14 protein-coding genes are annotated in these 15,961 nt (G+C 69.8%); 5 read left to right on the top strand and 9 right to left on the bottom strand.

Translation table 11 applies throughout. The features are described 5' to 3' along the window. Positions 1–543: 543 nt before the first annotated feature. Genes FHG89_RS11520 through FHG89_RS11490 form a run of 7 tightly spaced genes read right to left on the bottom strand, consistent with a single transcriptional unit; the run spans position 544 to position 5,868 of the window. Positions 544–2,133, bottom strand: coding sequence for an amino acid adenylation domain-containing protein (locus FHG89_RS11520; RefSeq protein ID WP_139584370.1), 1,590 nt, complete (start codon positions 2,131–2,133; stop codon positions 544–546). After that, positions 2,126–2,473, bottom strand: a complete 348-nt coding sequence (locus FHG89_RS11515; RefSeq protein ID WP_139584369.1) for a phosphopantetheine-binding protein — start codon at positions 2,471–2,473, stop codon at positions 2,126–2,128. Before FHG89_RS11515 ends, FHG89_RS11520 begins: the two co-directional genes overlap by 8 nt. After that, positions 2,470–3,273, bottom strand: coding sequence for a hypothetical protein (locus tag FHG89_RS32900; RefSeq protein WP_167517388.1), 804 nt, complete (start codon positions 3,271–3,273; stop codon positions 2,470–2,472). Before FHG89_RS32900 ends, FHG89_RS11515 begins: the two co-directional genes overlap by 4 nt. Continuing rightward, complete coding sequence (locus tag FHG89_RS11505; protein ID WP_139584368.1) at positions 3,270–3,524, bottom strand: phosphopantetheine-binding protein; 255 nt, start codon at positions 3,522–3,524, stop codon at positions 3,270–3,272. Before FHG89_RS11505 ends, FHG89_RS32900 begins: the two co-directional genes overlap by 4 nt. Before the next feature lie 13 nt (positions 3,525–3,537). Next, positions 3,538–4,599 carry a hypothetical protein gene (locus tag FHG89_RS11500; RefSeq protein ID WP_139584367.1) on the bottom strand — a complete coding sequence of 354 codons (1,062 nt, stop codon included), beginning with the start codon at positions 4,597–4,599 and terminating at the stop codon, positions 3,538–3,540. After that, on the bottom strand, positions 4,596–5,435 hold the full coding sequence (locus FHG89_RS11495; protein ID WP_139584366.1) for a class-II aminoacyl-tRNA synthetase family protein: 840 nt from the start codon (positions 5,433–5,435) through the stop codon (positions 4,596–4,598). Before FHG89_RS11495 ends, FHG89_RS11500 begins: the two co-directional genes overlap by 4 nt. Before the next feature lie 49 nt (positions 5,436–5,484). After that, positions 5,485–5,868 (bottom strand): RidA family protein, encoded by a 384-nt coding sequence (locus FHG89_RS11490; protein ID WP_208760935.1) that lies wholly within the window; start codon positions 5,866–5,868, stop codon positions 5,485–5,487. A 364-nt stretch (positions 5,869–6,232) separates the two neighbouring features. Here FHG89_RS11490 and FHG89_RS11485 point away from each other — a divergent pair, with 364 nt between their 5' ends. From FHG89_RS11485 to FHG89_RS11470, 4 genes are all read left to right on the top strand, one after another. Beyond that, positions 6,233–7,726: a condensation domain-containing protein gene (locus tag FHG89_RS11485; protein ID WP_139584365.1), complete on the top strand. Its 1,494-nt coding sequence runs from the start codon at positions 6,233–6,235 to the stop codon at positions 7,724–7,726. Then, positions 7,713–8,018: a phosphopantetheine-binding protein gene (locus FHG89_RS11480; RefSeq protein WP_139584364.1), complete on the top strand. Its 306-nt coding sequence runs from the start codon at positions 7,713–7,715 to the stop codon at positions 8,016–8,018. Before FHG89_RS11485 ends, FHG89_RS11480 begins: the two co-directional genes overlap by 14 nt. Next, positions 8,015–11,827, top strand: coding sequence for a non-ribosomal peptide synthetase (locus tag FHG89_RS11475; RefSeq protein ID WP_139584363.1), 3,813 nt, complete (start codon positions 8,015–8,017; stop codon positions 11,825–11,827). The genes FHG89_RS11480 and FHG89_RS11475 overlap by 4 nt, the downstream gene beginning before the upstream one ends. Positions 11,828–11,954: 127 nt before the next feature. Beyond that, entirely contained in the window at positions 11,955–13,427 is a 1,473-nt protein-coding gene (locus tag FHG89_RS11470) for an MFS transporter (RefSeq protein WP_139584362.1), read from the top strand. Positions 13,428–13,487: 60 nt separating this feature from the next. On the opposite strand, the gene FHG89_RS11465 is transcribed toward FHG89_RS11470, so the two are convergent. Together FHG89_RS11465 and FHG89_RS11460 are read right to left on the bottom strand one after the other, a co-directional pair. Beyond that, on the bottom strand, positions 13,488–14,684 hold the full coding sequence (locus FHG89_RS11465; RefSeq protein WP_139584361.1) for a cytochrome P450: 1,197 nt from the start codon (positions 14,682–14,684) through the stop codon (positions 13,488–13,490). 362 nt (positions 14,685–15,046) lie between these two features. Then, the gene (locus FHG89_RS11460) at positions 15,047–15,244 is read right to left on the bottom strand and encodes a hypothetical protein (protein ID WP_139584360.1); all 198 of its coding nucleotides are present in this window, start codon (positions 15,242–15,244) and stop codon (positions 15,047–15,049) included. 300 nt (positions 15,245–15,544) lie between these two features. Between FHG89_RS11460 and FHG89_RS11455 the strand changes: the two genes are divergently transcribed. Then, positions 15,545–15,961: AMP-binding protein (locus tag FHG89_RS11455; protein WP_167517386.1), on the top strand; the 417-nt coding region annotated here is incomplete at its 3' end.

Genomic DNA, 15,961 nt, shown 5'->3' with positions numbered 1-15,961 from the left:
CGGGACCGCACGACGTCCGGCCGGATGCCGTAGCCCGGAATGGGCGCCGGCCCCGCGTCACGTCGAGGCAGCCAGTGCGGTGCCACGCCCTCGGAGATCCGGCAGCCGAGGCCCGCCACAGGCCCCAGGCGTAGGGCCGCGCTGTCGAGTAGCAACGGCGGCCGCACGCCCCCGTCCCTGACTCGACGGCCCATCCCGATTCGACGAGCTTGCAGCGATATGCATCCTGCCACCTTTTCGCTGAATATCTCGGTCGGTGGACATTGCGGGCGGAGCCGCTTTTTATGCTTCCGCATTCGGCGTCTCGCTGGCGGGACAGAGCCGAACCTGAGCGCGCGAGAGACGGACCGCGTGGCGCTCATTTCACGGGTTCCAGGTGCGTCCATTCCTCCGGCACCGATGACGATTCATGATTCTCAGGTCGTCTCCGATCAACACCGGACGAGCTTCTCGGGTATTGCACGCAGGGAACGTCAGCCTCTCCCCCGGCGACGATTGCCGACGGGTTTCGCGCGTCCAGTGAAGAATGGGAAGAACCGCCCGCTACGGTCTGGGAGGCCGACCGCTGCCGGGTGTCAGTGGAGGTCGAGGCGACCGGCGCGCCAGGCTCAACAGAGAAATGTGGTCGCGTTTCCCATTGGCCAGGACCGGGAAGCGATCCAGGCGTCGCAGCACGCGGGGCACCAGATAGCCGGGCAGGACCTCCCGTAGCCGCGCGAGCACATGTTGGGGGTCGCTCATGCTGGGGCCAGCCGGTGCGTCCTCGCCGGGGTCCCCCACATAGAACAGCGCCAGGTTCGTCACCTGGCCATTCGGGTCGGACAGCGCCAGCGCGGTGCAGTCGCGTACGCCGGGCAACCGCAGCGCTTCGGCCTCGATCTCGGCGAGTTCCACCCGGTAGCCAGAAATCTTCACCTGTCGGTCCGCGCGGCCACGAAAGTGAAGGCAGCCGGCATCGTCGAAGAGTCCCACGTCGCCGGTGCGGTAGACGCGCTGGGCAGCCCCGTCCAGCATGACCGTGGGGAACCTCGCCGCCGTCTCCCCCGGATCGTTGAGATAGCCCACGGCGAGGCCCTGCCCTGCGATGCAGATCTCGCCCGGGCGTCCCGTCCCACACCGCTGCCCGGCCTCGTCGAGGACGTGCACGGTGGTTCCGGGAACGGGCTCGCCGACGGGAATGCCACCCGGAACCTCGCAGTCCGCTCCCCGGATCAGGCGGGTCGTGGTGAGCATGCAATTCTCGGCCGGGCCGTACCCGTTGTGCAGCGGCACCGTCGGATGTGCGAGCAGGAAGCGGTGGACGTGCCCCGACGACAACTTCTCACCGCCGGTGAAGACCTGGCCCAAGCCTCGGAAACAATCCGGATCCTCGTCGACGAACAGGTTGAACAGCGAACTGGTCAGCCACAGTGTGTCCACCCCAACGTCGCGGACCAACTCCCGCAAGACTCCGGGAAGCAGGTGCTCGCCCTCGACGAGCACACTGGTGCCACCGGTGGTGAGCTGGCCCCAGAGTTCGAACGCGTACATGTCCCAGGGCACCGGGGCTGCCTGCGGGGTGGCGTGCCCGGGGCCGAACCCGGGCAGGCCCGCCGGGCCGAACAAACGAGTCACCGCCCGGTGGGGCGAAACGACACCCTTGGGACGGCCGGTCGTGCCCGAGGTGAAGAACACCATGGCGGCGGCGGACGGGTCGATGTCAACCTCCTCGAACCGGCAACCGCGTGCGGCCAACGCGTCCAGGTGCTCGTGCTCGACCGGGTAGCTCTCACAGCGGTCGCGGTGCACCCCGGGCTCAGACGCCACCAACACGGGCGCGAGCTGGTCGAGGATGGCCGCCTGCCGCTCCGCCGGCCAGCGCGGGTCGATGCAAGCGTAGGCGGCCCCACACTTGAGGACCGCGAGCTGCAATGCCACCAGTTGCGCCGAACGCGGCACCAGCAGCGGGACGACGTCTCCGGGGCCAACTCCACGCGCGGCAAGCTCGACCGCGTGGAACGCCGCGGCGGCGTCCAGCGTGCGGTAGTCGACGCTCCCGCCGCGGTGCAGAAGTGCCGTCGCCTCCGGCCGGCGAGCGGCATGGTCGGCGACGGCCTCGTGGATCAACGCTCCACGACGACGTGGATCAACCATCAACCCCCATCCCTTCGCTCGCGATGCGGGCGGCGAACGCCTGCAGGACGTCGCACTCGATCAGCCACATCGGCAGTGCCCGATAGCCAAGGGTGCGCTCGATGCGGGCGCAGATCCGTACTGCGTGCAGGGATGTACCGCCGAGTTCGAAGAAGCTGTCGGTGCGGCTGACCCGATCGATGCCCAGCACCGCAGCCTCGACGCCGGCGATCCTGGCCTCCAGCTCGCTGTCCGGCGGCTCGTACTCGGTGTCCAGCAGATCTTCGCGACGTACGCACGCCTCGGTTACGGCCACGCCGGGTTCGGGCGGGGGCGTCGCGTCATCGCGTGGCCCGCTCATGCCCGCTCCCCGGATCGCGTCACCGAGGTGGGCACCTGGCGAAGATGGGCATCGACCATCGCTGCGACCTCGGCCGTGCTCAGCAGATCCGCCCTCGGTGCCGCCGTGCGAACGAGGTGGGTCTCCCGCGCGCCGGGCCAGGGGCCAGTGAAGCCAGGTGAGCGGGACAGAACGTGCACCACCGAGCCGCCCCACGCCGGCCAGGTCGCGTGGTACGCAGCGACGAGATGTACCAGCCAGTCAAGGTACAGCTCCGCCAGCGCACTCGCCGTGCCGGCCGCCTCGTCCTCGTCGTAACTCCCCGCCGTCAGCGCGCTGGTGGCGAACCCGACGAGTTCCTGCCGCATCCGGCGGATGACCTCGTCCGGTCGCCGGGTGAGCGCGTCCTCGTCGAAGATCTGCCCCGACCACGGTTGCGGCTGACCGACGTCGAGCTGCTCGGCCATCTGTCGGAGCGCCTCCGCGTACTGCCCCGCCACCGCGGCCGGGGTGACCGGCTCGGCGTCGAACAGGACGACCCGGACCGGCTCCTGGTCCCGGTTGACGAGGGCCGCAACTTCCTGCGCGATCGCTGCCGACATGCAGTACGACAGCACCGCCGCGACGCTCGCCTCGGCAAGCCGGTGCCGCCGCACGAGATCCCGCGCGTAGGACGGGGCATCCAGCTCGCGGCTGAAGGGCGCCACCAGCAGGTGACGGACGTCGTATCCGCGCTCCTGAAGGCGCAGGTCCGCGATCCGTGCCTCCTCCCTGCGCCCGGGGTAGTCCAGGACGAGCAGCACGGGGCGGGTGTCGGTCATCGCGTCGCCTGCCCCGTGCCGGCGGTAAAGAACCGCCGCTCGATCGCCTGCAGGGTACGCAGGTCGTTCCGGGTCACCGTGTCCATGTCGATCTCCGCACCGGTCAGCTCCTCGATCAGCAGGACGAACTCGACGATGGCCAGGGAGTCGAGGATGCGGCTGTCGATCAGATCCTGGGCCGGGTCCAGCGGACCCAGCTCCGGATTGCGGCGGCGCAGGTAGGCGACGACGGCGTCGATTCCGTCTTGCATGATCGGACCCCTCTCAGGACTGTTCACGGCGGTCCAGTACCGGACGCACCTCGGTGAGCAGGTCGACGTCAACCGGCCCGGCGCCGTGCCGGTGGGTCACCAGCGGCTGGTCCGCCGGACAGTCCGCTCTGATCACCCGGTTGATGAGCGAGCCGCTGGCCAACTGCCGGTACGCCCCGCTGCCGGGGGCCAGTAGGCCGGCGAGCTGCGGCAGGATCAGATCGACCGTCTTGATCGCTCCGTCCTCATCCCGCACCTCCAGCCACCCGTGCGAGACGTTGACGATGCCCGTCATCCAGCCGCACCGGGTCTGCGCCTCGATGCCCAGCCGGGTCATTCGTTCAGCGAGATACAGGCTCGCCATCACACAGTCGGTCACGCCGAGGCGATGGAACCGTTCGATGTCGGGCCACTGCTCCTCGGTCAGCAGGTGCCAGCGCAGGTTCAGCGCCGAGAACCGCTCGATCTCGGCCAGGATCCGGGACGAGCGGATCTGACGCCGGACGCCGATCGTCTCGACCACGCCTTCGACGAGCAGGTCCGGGGGCCGTGGTTCCCGGGCGAGATGGCCTGCCGGCGACGTGGCGCCGGCAGACGGGGCAGGCCGCGCGAGTCCCGGGCGCACCTGCCAGGAGAGCAGGCGGCCGCCGCCGGGAAAGGGATCCGGCTGCTGGACCTGCCACGTCCCCTCGGGAGCGCCACCGTCGCGGCAGGCGGCACATTCCCCCCTGATCTGGACCGTCCAACGCCGCGGGGTCAAGAGCTGCTCGACCGGCCGGGACGCGAAACGCATCATCACCTGCAACGCCTGCTCCGCCTGCGAGGTGCCGAAGCCCGCGTACAGACCCACGTTGTAGAGGTCCCGGAAGTCGTACCGGAGTTCGCCCCCCACGTTCGCGCCCGGCAGCCCCGCCGCGGTGAGCCGGTCCAGCTCGTCGGGTGCCAGCCGCAGGAACTCCTGTGCCCGCCGGGCGGATACGGTCGCCCTTCGTCGGGCGTCGTCGACCAGGACGACCCGCGACAGCACCTGCTCCCAGTCGATCGGGCCGGCGCGGTCGAGCCGGGTCCTCGTCACGACTGCCGGACCAGGGCGAGGGCTTCCTCAGCCGATCGGCCGCTGTCGAGCAGCGCCGCGATCCAGCGTTCCAGGCCGAAGCCGACACAACTGGTGTGTATGGGGGCGCCCGCCTCGTCGGTGATGTCGCAGCGCTCACCGAAGAAGTTACGGTGGGCGTTGACTGAGGCGATGGCCAGCTCGCCCTTGTAGAGGAGCTCCTCCTTGATCGGAGCCACCCGCTGCGCGATCGCCCGCGGGTGCCGGGCGTCGAAGAATGGGTCGGATCCCGTGCGCCAGCCAACGTCGAGCCCCAGCTCCGCGCACCAGTCCGAGATCAGCCGCTTGGCGGTGGCCAGGTGCTCGGCGGCCCCTCCGGCATCGCCCAGGTACACGATCTCGCGCATTTCGAACGACCAGAGCCGCCGCAGACCGTCGTAGCTCGCCTCGTTGCGGAAGCAGCGGGACCGGGTCGTGATCCTCGTCGGACCCAGCCCGCTCGTGGACCGCAGGTTGAAGTAGACGCCGTAGCAGGCCGATGAGGGCAGCGCATAATCCGCGTCGACCAGCCTCCCCCTACCGACGGTGGGCGGTGCGGTACCGCTCACCGCGGCGGGACTGGCCGGATCAGCCACTCGGCTGACCAGCACGGGTAGGTGCGGGAAGTTGTCGAAGTAGTCGATGCTGACCAGGTCCGCGACCGAAACCAAGGGCGGGAGCCGTACCTCAGCGGCACCCATCCGGGCGGCCCAGCCCAGCACCTTGGCGTCAACGGACTCCAGTATCGACAGGCCAGCAGGTTGCAGCGTGCACAGACCGTTCTGTGTCATCGCCACGTCGATCGGAATCGTCCGCATGACGGATGTCTCCTTGCTCCGCGGGCGGGTCAACGACGGGCGTCCATCCTCATGCCTCGTCCGCGACGATCGCATCGACTTCAATCTCCACCATGAGGTCCGACATGACGAGCCCGGAAACCTCGACGATTGTGCTGGCCGGCAGGACACTCTCGAAGACCGCCGCGTGGATGCGCCCGATGGCCTGCCAGTCGTTTATGTCGGTGACAAAAACGCGCGTCCTTACCACATCCCCTAGCCCAGCTCCCGCCTTCTCCAAGGCGAGTTCGACCCGGCGAAACACCTCCCGGGTCTGCTCCTGCACGTCGGTGCCCCCGACTGCCCCGTCAGGGGAGGCCGCGGTGGTCCCCGCGACAAAGACATGGGGGCCGACGCGCACCGCGCGCGAATAGCCGAAATGTTGTTCAAAACTGCTGCCGGTGTTGACGAGCATGCGTCTGTGCATGGCGATCCCTTCATCAGTCCACACCGGATTCTCGGCCCAGCGTCGGTCCAGTATTCCCGCGCCGACGGTCTCGCCGGCGAGACATCAAGTGCGGAATTCGCCGCACCCGCACGAGCTCCGGGAGGCTGGGACTGGACCATAGTGGAGTCGAGGGCCACAGCCGCGCAGGGTGAACGGTTGCCGGTCGGGGCGGTTTCACCGCCGCGTTCGGTCGGCGGCGCAGGAGCCCGACGACACACATGGAAGGTGTTATGTCCGGGGGCAACAGCCAATCCCTGAGCATTGCGCGGAATGCGCCGGCGCAGGCCGACCAGTCCACAGCCGACGGCGAGCCACGCGACGTGCGCCGACAATGACGGGGCAAACCGCCGACCCGCCCGGCGCGCTGCCTGCGGATCACCGTCGTCTGCTCGCACTACGACTGCGCGGTCGGGCACCGCGCGGGCCCGACAGCTCCTCGAGCGCGTCGATCGCGGTCACGGCTGACCGTACCCAGACGTCGTCAGCCCAGCAGCGGGTGTGGCTGATGCACGAGCTGGCCCGGGACCCGGCGGCGTCGAACGTCTCCTCCCTCTGGCACGTTTCCGGTGGCCCGCTGGACATCACGCGCCTCGCCGACGCCCTGGCCGCGGTAAGCCGGCGGCACGAGATTCTGCGCACCCGCTACCGCGAGGTGGAGGGCGAGGTGCGGCAGTCCATCTCAGGCGACGAGTTGCCGCTCGGACTCGTGGACCTCACCGGCCTGGCGCCCTCTGTCGCCATCGAGCGGGCCGCCGAAGCCGCGCGGCACGACACGGCACAGGCGTTCGACCTCGCCCGGGACCCGCCGGTACGGTTCGTCGCCTACCAGCTGCGCTGCGGGGAGCACCTCCTGCACGCCTGCTTCCACCACATCGCCGTGGACGGCCCCTCCATCGCGCTGTTCTGGAGGGACCTGTCCGCGGCCTACGCCGCACTGTCGTCCGGCCGGCCCCCTCCCCCGCCACCGGCGGTGCAGTACGTCGACTACGCCGGCTGGCAGAACCGGTGGCTCGACGGCCCGGAGGCGGCGGAGCAGGTGACCTTCTGGCGAATGTTCCTCGACGGTGCGCCCCCGTACGTCGCCATCGTCACCGACCGCGACCGGCCGAAGGTCCCCGGCGGGGAGGCGGGCCTCGCGGTGGTCGACGTACCGGACGAGACCCTCGTCCGGCTGCGGTCGCTGTCCCAGTCGGCGGGCACGACACAGTTCATGACGCTGCTGGCGGCCTTCTACGCGTTTCTCGCCTGGCGCACAGGGCAGACAGACCTCGTCGTCGGCTCGCCGAGCGCCGGCCGGGCGCGGCCCGAGTTCGACGACGTCATGGGGGTCTTCGTCAACACGATCGCGCTGCGCCTGCAGTGGACGGGGGACCCCACCTTCCGGCAGTTGCTGGCCAAGACGCGGGACATGGCACTGGCGGCGTACCAGCACCAGGAACTGCCCTTCCAACGCATCGTTCAGGCGATACGCCCCCGCCGCCGGAGCGGCCGAAACCCGATCTTCAACATCTGGTTCGACGTCGTCCAGCAGCAGGCGCAGCCGGACTTCGCCGGAATGCGCGTATCGGAGGTGCCGGTGCGGCTGCGCGGGCCCAGGGTGGATCTCTCTGTACGGCTTGTGGAATCCGGCGGCCGGCTGTCGTGCTCCTTCGCGTACACCACCGACCTCTGGACGGCATCGACGGTCGATCAGATCGCGTCCCGGTTCGTCCGACTGCTGGAGGTGATCGGCCAGAGACCCGACGAGGCGATCACATCGATCACGGTCCTGGCGGAGTCCCGACCCCACCACGGGCGCGAGGAGGAACGACATGACCCACGGTGACAACCAGAACGCTGCCCACCACGGGCGGACGACCGGTCAGACCGACGAGGCGACGCAGGAGGCCGTGCGTCGGCTGTTCGGTGAAGTCCTCGGCGTTCCGGACGTGGCGGTCGACGAGGACTTCTTCGACCTTGGCGGGCATTCCCTGCTGGGGCTGAGGCTGGTGAACCGAATTCGCGCCGAGTTGGGCGCGGAACTGGAGCTGTACCACATCTTCGACGCGCCGACCGTCGCGGAACTCGTGGTCGAGGTGCAGACTGCACCACGGGTGTCCCCGGCGGCGGCCCCGTGACGGGCACGCCGACGCAGGCGGGGCCGGCGGTCGGGCCGACGGATCCCGGCGGGCCGGCGCCGTCGCAGGTGCGGTCCGGCCCCGCGTCACTGGCCCAGCAGCGGCTCTGGTTCCTCTATCGGCTTCAACCAGAGGCGCTGGTCTACCAGGCGAGCGCTACCTTCCAGATCGACGGTGACCTCCACGTCGAGGCGCTGCGCCAAGCGGTCCGCGCTGTCGTCGAACGGCACGAGATCCTCCGTACCCTGATCGTCGCGGACGCTGAGGGCGACCCGGTGCAGCTGGTCACCGCCACGAACCTGGTCACGATGCCGATCGAGGACGTCACCGGTCTGCGCGAACCGGACCGCGACGATCGGGTCCGACGCTTCCTGGCACCGGTGACCCAGCGCCCGTTCGCCCTCGAGCGCGAGCCGCCCTTCCGCGCCGCGCTAGTGCGGTTGGCGCCCACCCGGCACCTGTTCGTCGTCGCCTGCCACCACATCGCCTTCGACGGCTGGTCCTGGGGGATCCTCCTGCGGGACCTGCAACGCCTGTACGAAGCCGCGCTGGGTGAACCGACCCGGCTACCGCCGCTGGCCCTGCAACACGTGGACTTCGCCCGCCGGCAGCAGGAGACGGCGACCGGGGAAAGCTGGGCGGAGCAGTTGAGGTACTGGCGACGCCAGCTCGACGGCGCCCCTCGGGTGATCAACCTGCCTCTGGACCGGACCCGCCCCGCCGAGAGCAGCCATCGGGGATCCAAGGTGGAAGTCCACCTGCTCGAGTCGCTCGCCACAGAGGTGCGGCGGTTCGGCTCCAGGCCCAGGGTCACCACCTTCATGATCCTGTTGACCGTGTTCCAGGCACTCATGCACCGCTACAGCGGCGACCGCACGGTCGTGGTGGGCACTCCAGTCGCTGGCCGCGACGACGTCGCGCTGGAACAGTTGATCGGCTTCTTCGTGGGCACGGTCGCGCTACGCGCCGACTTCACCGAGGACGTGAGCTTCCGGGAGCTGCTGCTGGCCACCCGACGGGCGGTGCTGGAGGCCACGAGCCGGTTGGACGTTCCGTTCGACGTGGTGGTGCAGAACCTCGGACTCGATCCCCAGCTGTCCCACCACCCGGTCTTCCAGACGCTGTTCCAGCTGGACGACGGTCGGCTGCCCGGTCTGGAGCTGCCGGGCGTCACCTGTACGTATCTGGCGGCCGAGCAGGACACCTGCGGTTGGGATCTGCACCTCTCCCTCGCGGAGCAGCCGGACGGCTCGATCCGCGGCTGGCTGGCATACGCTACCGATCTGTTCGACCGGGACACTGCGGCCCGTTTCGCCCGGGACTACGTGACGCTTCTGCGGTCCCTGGTCGCTGAGCCGGACCAGCCGATGCTCGCCGTGTCCCTGGCGCCGGCGCGGGAGATCGCGCACATCGTGGACCGATGGGGCGATGGCGGGCGAGTGAAAGGGCCTGACCAACGGCTGCCCGAGCGGGTCGACAGCGTGGCGGTCGCGACGCCGGACGCGGTGGCAGTCGAGCACGACGGCGCCCGGGTGACCTTCGACGAGCTGGCGCGCCGGTCCAATCAGCTGGCGCATCACCTCCGCGCCCGGGGCGTAGGGTCCGAGACCGTGGTCGGGGTGCTCCTCGCCCCGGGGATCAATGCGGTGGCCGCAACCCTGGCCGTACACCGGGCGGGTGGTGTCGTGTTGGGCCTCGACCCCCGCGAGGCGCCTTCCCGGCTGGGGGCGGTGCTTGTCGATTCCGCCACCGCGCTGGTGGTGACGACCAGCAGATGGGCGGAGCGGGTCGGTCACCTGCCCCTGGTCCTGCTCGACGAGCAGCACGGCGAGCTGGTCCAGCTTCCCGAGACGGCCGTCGACCGGCGCGATGTCGCGGCGGAGGCGGCGTGCCTCGTCTATCCGGGTCCGTCGTCCGGGCGGCCGCTCGGTGTGGTCGTCACCCACCGGGGGATAGCCGGCCACCTCGCCGACGCGGCCCGGTCCGCTCGACTCGGGCCGGCGGACCGGTGTCTGCAGGTCATGCCGCACGGCTCCACCGGTTGGTTCGGCGACCTCGTCGAATCGCTGTCGGTCGGCGCGACGCTGGTGGTCGGGGGCGATTTGCTCGACAGTCCTCCGGCACGGTTCGTCCAGCGCTGCGCGCAACTGCGGCCGACCGCACTGCGCCTGCCCGTGTCGTACTGGAGCGACCTCGTCGACGCCGGGGCGGCGGCCGAATTGGCCGGGCGCCTGCGGTGGATCAGCATCGGCGGCGGGCATGTCACACCAGATCGGATTCACCGCTGGCGGCGGGAGGTGGGGAACCGCGTTCGACTGCGCGTCCTGTACGACCCGCCCGAGTACGGCACCTTCTGCGCGGCCGCCGAGGTGACCGACGCCTGGCCCGCCGTCGGTTCGGTGCCGATCGGCCGCCCGGCGAACAACACCCGGTTGTACGTACTGGGCCGCACGGGGCAGCCGGTCGGCATCGGTGAGGTGGGCGAGCTGTACATCGCGGGTGACGGCATGCCGCGCGGCTACCTCGGGCAACCCGCACTGACGGCGACGACCTTCGTGGCGAATCCGTCCGGCGGGCTGCCGGGGCAGCGGCTGTTCCGCAGCAATGACCTGGCGCGCTGGCGCGCCGACGGCGCTCTGATGGTCGTGCGGCCCGAAATACCGCCCGCCCCGCCGGTGCGGCAGACCGGTCCGACTCCCACCAGCGCTGTCCCGGCCGAGGATCTCGACGTCCCGCCGACGGTCGATCCGGAACGAGAAGCGGTCGTCCGGCTCGCGCCAAGGGACGAGATGGAACGCCGGCTGGCGGAGCTGTACCGGGAATTGCTGGGCGTGGACGAGATCGGCATACGGGAGGACTTCTTCAAGCTGGGCGGCCACTCCCTGCTCGCGGCCCGTCTGGTGAACCGCATCGAACGACGGCTGGGGGTATCGCTGCCGGTGTCGGCCCTGTTCCCCACTGCCACGGTCGAGCGGCTCGCCGCCCAGATCCGCGATCATGACCGGCGGCCCGACTCCGTCGTCGTCCGCCTTCGGGAGGGGCACGGCGGACACATCGTGCTGGTCCATCCGGTGGGCGGCGAGGTACTGCCGTACTCCACGCTGGCTCGGACGATACCCGGCCCGGCCACCGTGCACGGCATCCGATCGCCACTGCTGGACGGCGATGCGGAGGCCCTCGCCGACCTGGAGTCGCTCGCGGCGGACTACCTGTCCCGCCTGCGCGCCCAGGGCGTGCACCGGCCCGCGTGCTACGGCGGGTGGTCCATGGGCGGCGTGATCGCGCTCGAGATGGCCCTGCAGGCACACGAGCGCGACGTCCGTCATCCGCCGGTGCTGGCGATAGACTCGGCGCTCGCCGCACCGGGCTCGCCCGACTTCGTCCTCGATGAGGAGGCGCTGGCCGTCGCCTTCGCGCAGGACGTGTGCCGGAGCACCGGCCTGCGCCCGCCGGCTGCCGGAGAGGGAGAGGATCCGCTGGCGGCCCTGCACGCCACGCTGGTCGAGGCGGGTCGGCTGGCCGCCGCCGAGGGGCGACGGTGGGTGGATCGCCGTTTCCAGGTGTTCAGCGCCCATCTGCGGCTACTGACCCGATACCGCCCGAGGCCCTATCCTGGGCGGGTGGTCCTGGTCCTGAGCGGCGACCGCGACGACAACCGGGAGGAGACACTCAGCGCCTGGCGGCTCGTCGCCGCCGGAGGATTGGAGGTGCGGAAGCTTCCCGCCGACCACTACTCGATCCTCGGTCCGGCACATGTGGCCGCCCTTGCCGCCGCCGTACCGTCCGAAGAGGTGTCGGGCCACGACTAGCCGAAGGGCACGCGGCCAGGGACACGAATACCTGCCGTGGTGCTACGTGCTTCCGTCCGCTTCGCCACGGAGTCCCGGACCACCCGTGGGGCCCTTCACGAGCGGCCCCAGTAGCTCAAGGGGAGCAATGAACGAGAGTGCCACTAATGCCGCCGAGCCGTCCGGGTCCCGCAAGCTCGGCGCCAGACAGTCGTTCCCCCGCTCCTCGCCCTACTGGCCGGTCATCAGCCATCGGCTGCTGCGCCGGGTCCTGCCGGGAATGGCGGTCTCCTCGTTCGGCGACGGCATGTCGGTGGTGGCCATCAGCTGGTTCGCGCTCGAACTGGCCCCCGCGGGTTCCGAGGCGGCCTGGGTGGCGCTGGCGGTCGCCGCGTACTCGCTCCCCGCAACCGTCGGCGCCGCTGTCTTCGGCCGTTTCCTCGCCGGTCGGGGAAGCGCGCAGCTGGTCTACTGGGATGCGACCCTGCGCGGTGTCACACTCGCGCTGATACCCGTGGCGTACCTGACCGGTCTGCTCAACCCGACGATCTTCGTCGTCCTGTTGGCGGTGTCCTCCCTGCTGCACTCCTGGGGTGTCGCCGGTCGGTTCACCCTGATCGCCGAGGTGTTGCCGGAGAGGCAGCACGTACCCGCCAATGCCTTGCTCAACATCTTCGCCGGGGCCGCCACCATAGCCGGTCCCCCGGTCGCGGGACTGCTCATCGGCTGGCAGGGCGCCGCCCTGGTGATCGCGCTCGACGCCGTCAGCTTCCTTGCTCTGGCCGTGTCCTACCTGTTCGCGCTCCGGGCGGGTGTCGCCGACAAGCCCGCCGAGGCCCCGCCGAAGAACCGCGGGGCAGGGCTGCGTGCCGTCGCCGGCGACCGCACCCTGCTCGTCCTGATGCTGCTCACCTTCGCCTTCTTCGCCTTCTTCGGGCCGGTCTATGTGGCCTTCCCGATCTACGTCAACGACATCGGTGGGTCCGCGGCCCTGCTCGGCCTGTACTACACGGTCTTTGGGGTCGGCTCTCTCATCGGCGCGGTGGCAAGCGGGTACGCCGGACGCCTCCCGCTGTGGCGCACCATCACCGGAATCATCCTCGGCTTCGGAGTCACCCTGCTGCCGCTGGGGCTGGGCGCACCGGTACCGGTGTCGCTCGCCGCGTTCGCGCTCGGCGGCTTCATCTGGGCGCCTTACATGGCTTTGAGCCGCGCGCTCATCCAACGTCGTGCTGAGCCGGGACGGCTGGCGAGCGTCCTGGCAGCCAACACCGCCTTGATCATCCCGGCGGTGCCGCTCGGCACCATCGCGGGTGGCCCGCTCGTCACGCTGCTGGGCGCCCGGGGCACCTTGCTGTGTTGCGCGATCGCCACTATCGCGTTGGGCCTCCTGGCCGTCGTGTTCCTCGCCCTGGCCGCCCCCGAGGACGGCCCTGCGGGTGCCGGCGGCGGTCACCAGGCCACCGACGACACCCCTCCCGACGGCGGTCTCCGGGACACCGACCAGGCCCGAGAGGAGCGGTCGCATCCGCAGGATGGTGAGCCCGCGGCGGAGATCGGGGAGGACGAGCAAGCGACGCCGGACGGCGATCGGACCCAGGTGCCGTCTCGTCATCCGTAGCTCACGCGGGTTGCAGCGGACGGCGCGAAGGCACCGGCTTGCTCCCGCCAGGGACACGGCCTAGCGGAGCCGTACCGGGAGCTGCTCGAAACCCCAGATGAAGTTCGAGTAGAGCCGCCGGACGGGTCCGACCAACTCCATCGTGGTCACCCGCTCCCGCAGGACCTCAAGCAGAATCCGCAGCTCCTGGCGGGCCAGGAGGCCGCCCAGGCAGTTGTGTGGACCGTGCCCGAGGGTCAGGTGTCGGTTGGGCCTGCGGGCGAGATCGAAGCGCTCGGGATCAGGGAAGATCTGCTCGTCACGGTTGACCGACGGGTTCCACACCGCCACGGCCTGCCCCGCCTCTACGAGTTGACCGCCCAGTTCAACGTCTGCGGTGACGACCCGCTTGACGTGCATTGCCGGACTGGTGTATCGAAGGACCTCTTCGACCGCCGTGTCGACGTCCAGCGTCCCCTCACGCAGGCCCCGCCACTGGTCCGGATTCTCGATAAGGGCGAGCAGCCCTCCGACGAAGGCGTGCCGAGTGGTCTCGTTCGCTCCGGTGACGAGGCCGTCGCAGTTCAGCAGCACCTCTTCGTTGGTGAGCCGCCGACCATCGATCTCGCTGTGCACCAGGGTGCTGACAAGGTCGTCGCCCGGATGGCGCCGGCGCTCTTCGACCAGGTCGTCGTAGTAGAGGAAGATCTCCGCGTGCGCCTCCGCCCGATCCAGCATGTCGGCCGGACGGCCGGTCGTCTCGCCGGCGACGGAGGCGCCGAACGCGCGACTGGTCAGCGCGATCATCATGGGACGGTCGGATTCGGGTACCCCCATCAAGTCGCAGATGACCGCGGCCGGAATGATCGCGGCGACCTCGCTGACGAACTCCACCGTCTCCCGGGTCAGGTTCTCCTCGATCAGCGGCTCGACCGCACGCCGCATCGAGGTGGCCAGCGCCCTGACTGCGGCCGGGCGGAACGCGGGGTTCAACGCCTGGCGCAGGCTGGTGTGGTGCGGAGGATCGCTGACGATCAGCATGCGGCCAGCGGCGGCTTCCACCGCAGCGCGGTCCGCGCCGACACGCATGCCACCTTCGGATGTGAAGGTGGCGGCATCGCGGTAGACCTGAAGGGCCGGCGCGTAGGTCATGATGGCCCAGAATCCCTCGCCGCCCGCCGGTTGGTTCCAGAACACCGGCCTGGTCGCGCGCAGCTGCGCCCACGTGGCGACCGCGTCCCCGGCTCCGTAGATCGCCGGGTCCGAGATGTCAATCATGTCGGAGTTGCTGTGCAGCACTCGGCCTCCACTCAGGCGACGCCACAGCGGCGTCGGCTGTGGGGCGGGATCGATCTGGAGCGGCGGACGGGCCCGTCGGTCGCACCGGGACCCCGCCGGCCGGCGACCGAACTGATGGGTCGCATCGGCCAGGAGTCGGCCGGCTTGCCGCTCACAGAGACAATTCCTGCTCCGCGGTCCAACGGTCACTGTCGGCTCGGCTTGTCTGGTTGTCCATGATGTCACCCGGATGGTCGGTAACCTGACCCGGCGAGAGCCTCTTCCTGACCAGCTGGGGTCCGCCCATCCAGCGACGGTGATGACTGCGGTCTATCCTGCTCGGCCCGCCGGGATGACGACGCTCAGCCGTCCTCGACCGTCGATCCCGCGCGCGCCTCACGGAACGCCGGGAGCGCCCCGGCAAGGTCGTGGACACGTCCGGGACGAGAACCCAGTTCCAGATCCGCACCGGCACTGAATCCCAAGTCATGGCAGCCTTGTGCGACGCCGCCATCGACTTTTGCCGGGGCCTTGGCGGCGCAGTCCACCGCCCACTGCACCTGTGCGCACCTCCACCGCCACACCGGATTTTGGGTCATATTCGAGTAGGACGGATGCGGTGCTCAAACCTTCGGCCCGCATTACCGATAGTCGCGCGCTGCTCGGGCAACCGGAATCATGCCGTCTGGGCGTCTCGCCGGCGGGACGGTCAGCGACCGCTACCACCGTGAATCGGTGAACGGCCGGCCAGCGAACGGCTCTCTGGTGTCGCCGATGCACGAGCATTGGGCTGCGTACGTTCACGCCGGCAAATCGCACGTCCGCTGACTGACTCACACGTCAGATTGAGTGAGGGCATTGTGAAACTAATCGAGTGGTTCGAACACCGGGCAGCGCAGGGACCGGATGCGGTGGCGTTGGTGCGGGGACAGGATCGGTTGACGTACCGCGAGTTGCAGGAGAGGGCCAACCGCTGCGCTCACCTCCTGCGCGCTGCCGGCGTCACCGCGGAGGTCGTCGTCGGCGTGTGCGGCCCCGCCGACCTGAACACCAGCACCCTGCTCCTGGCCATCCTCAAAGCCGGCGGCACCTACCTGCCACTGGACCCGACCCACCCCGACGAACGACTCCGCCACATGCTGCACAAGGCCGGCACCCACCTCGTCGTCACCCACAACGACACCCAGGCCCAACGCCTCGCCACCCTGCACCCCAACGTCACCACCTGGCAACAACTCACCACCGACCTGCACCACCAACCCACCACCGCCCCACCC

Source organism: Micromonospora orduensis (genome assembly GCF_006228125.1).
GTDB classification, from domain to species: Bacteria; Actinomycetota; Actinomycetes; order Mycobacteriales; family Micromonosporaceae; genus Micromonospora; species Micromonospora orduensis.
This window is presented reverse-complemented; position numbering and strand designations above follow the sequence as displayed.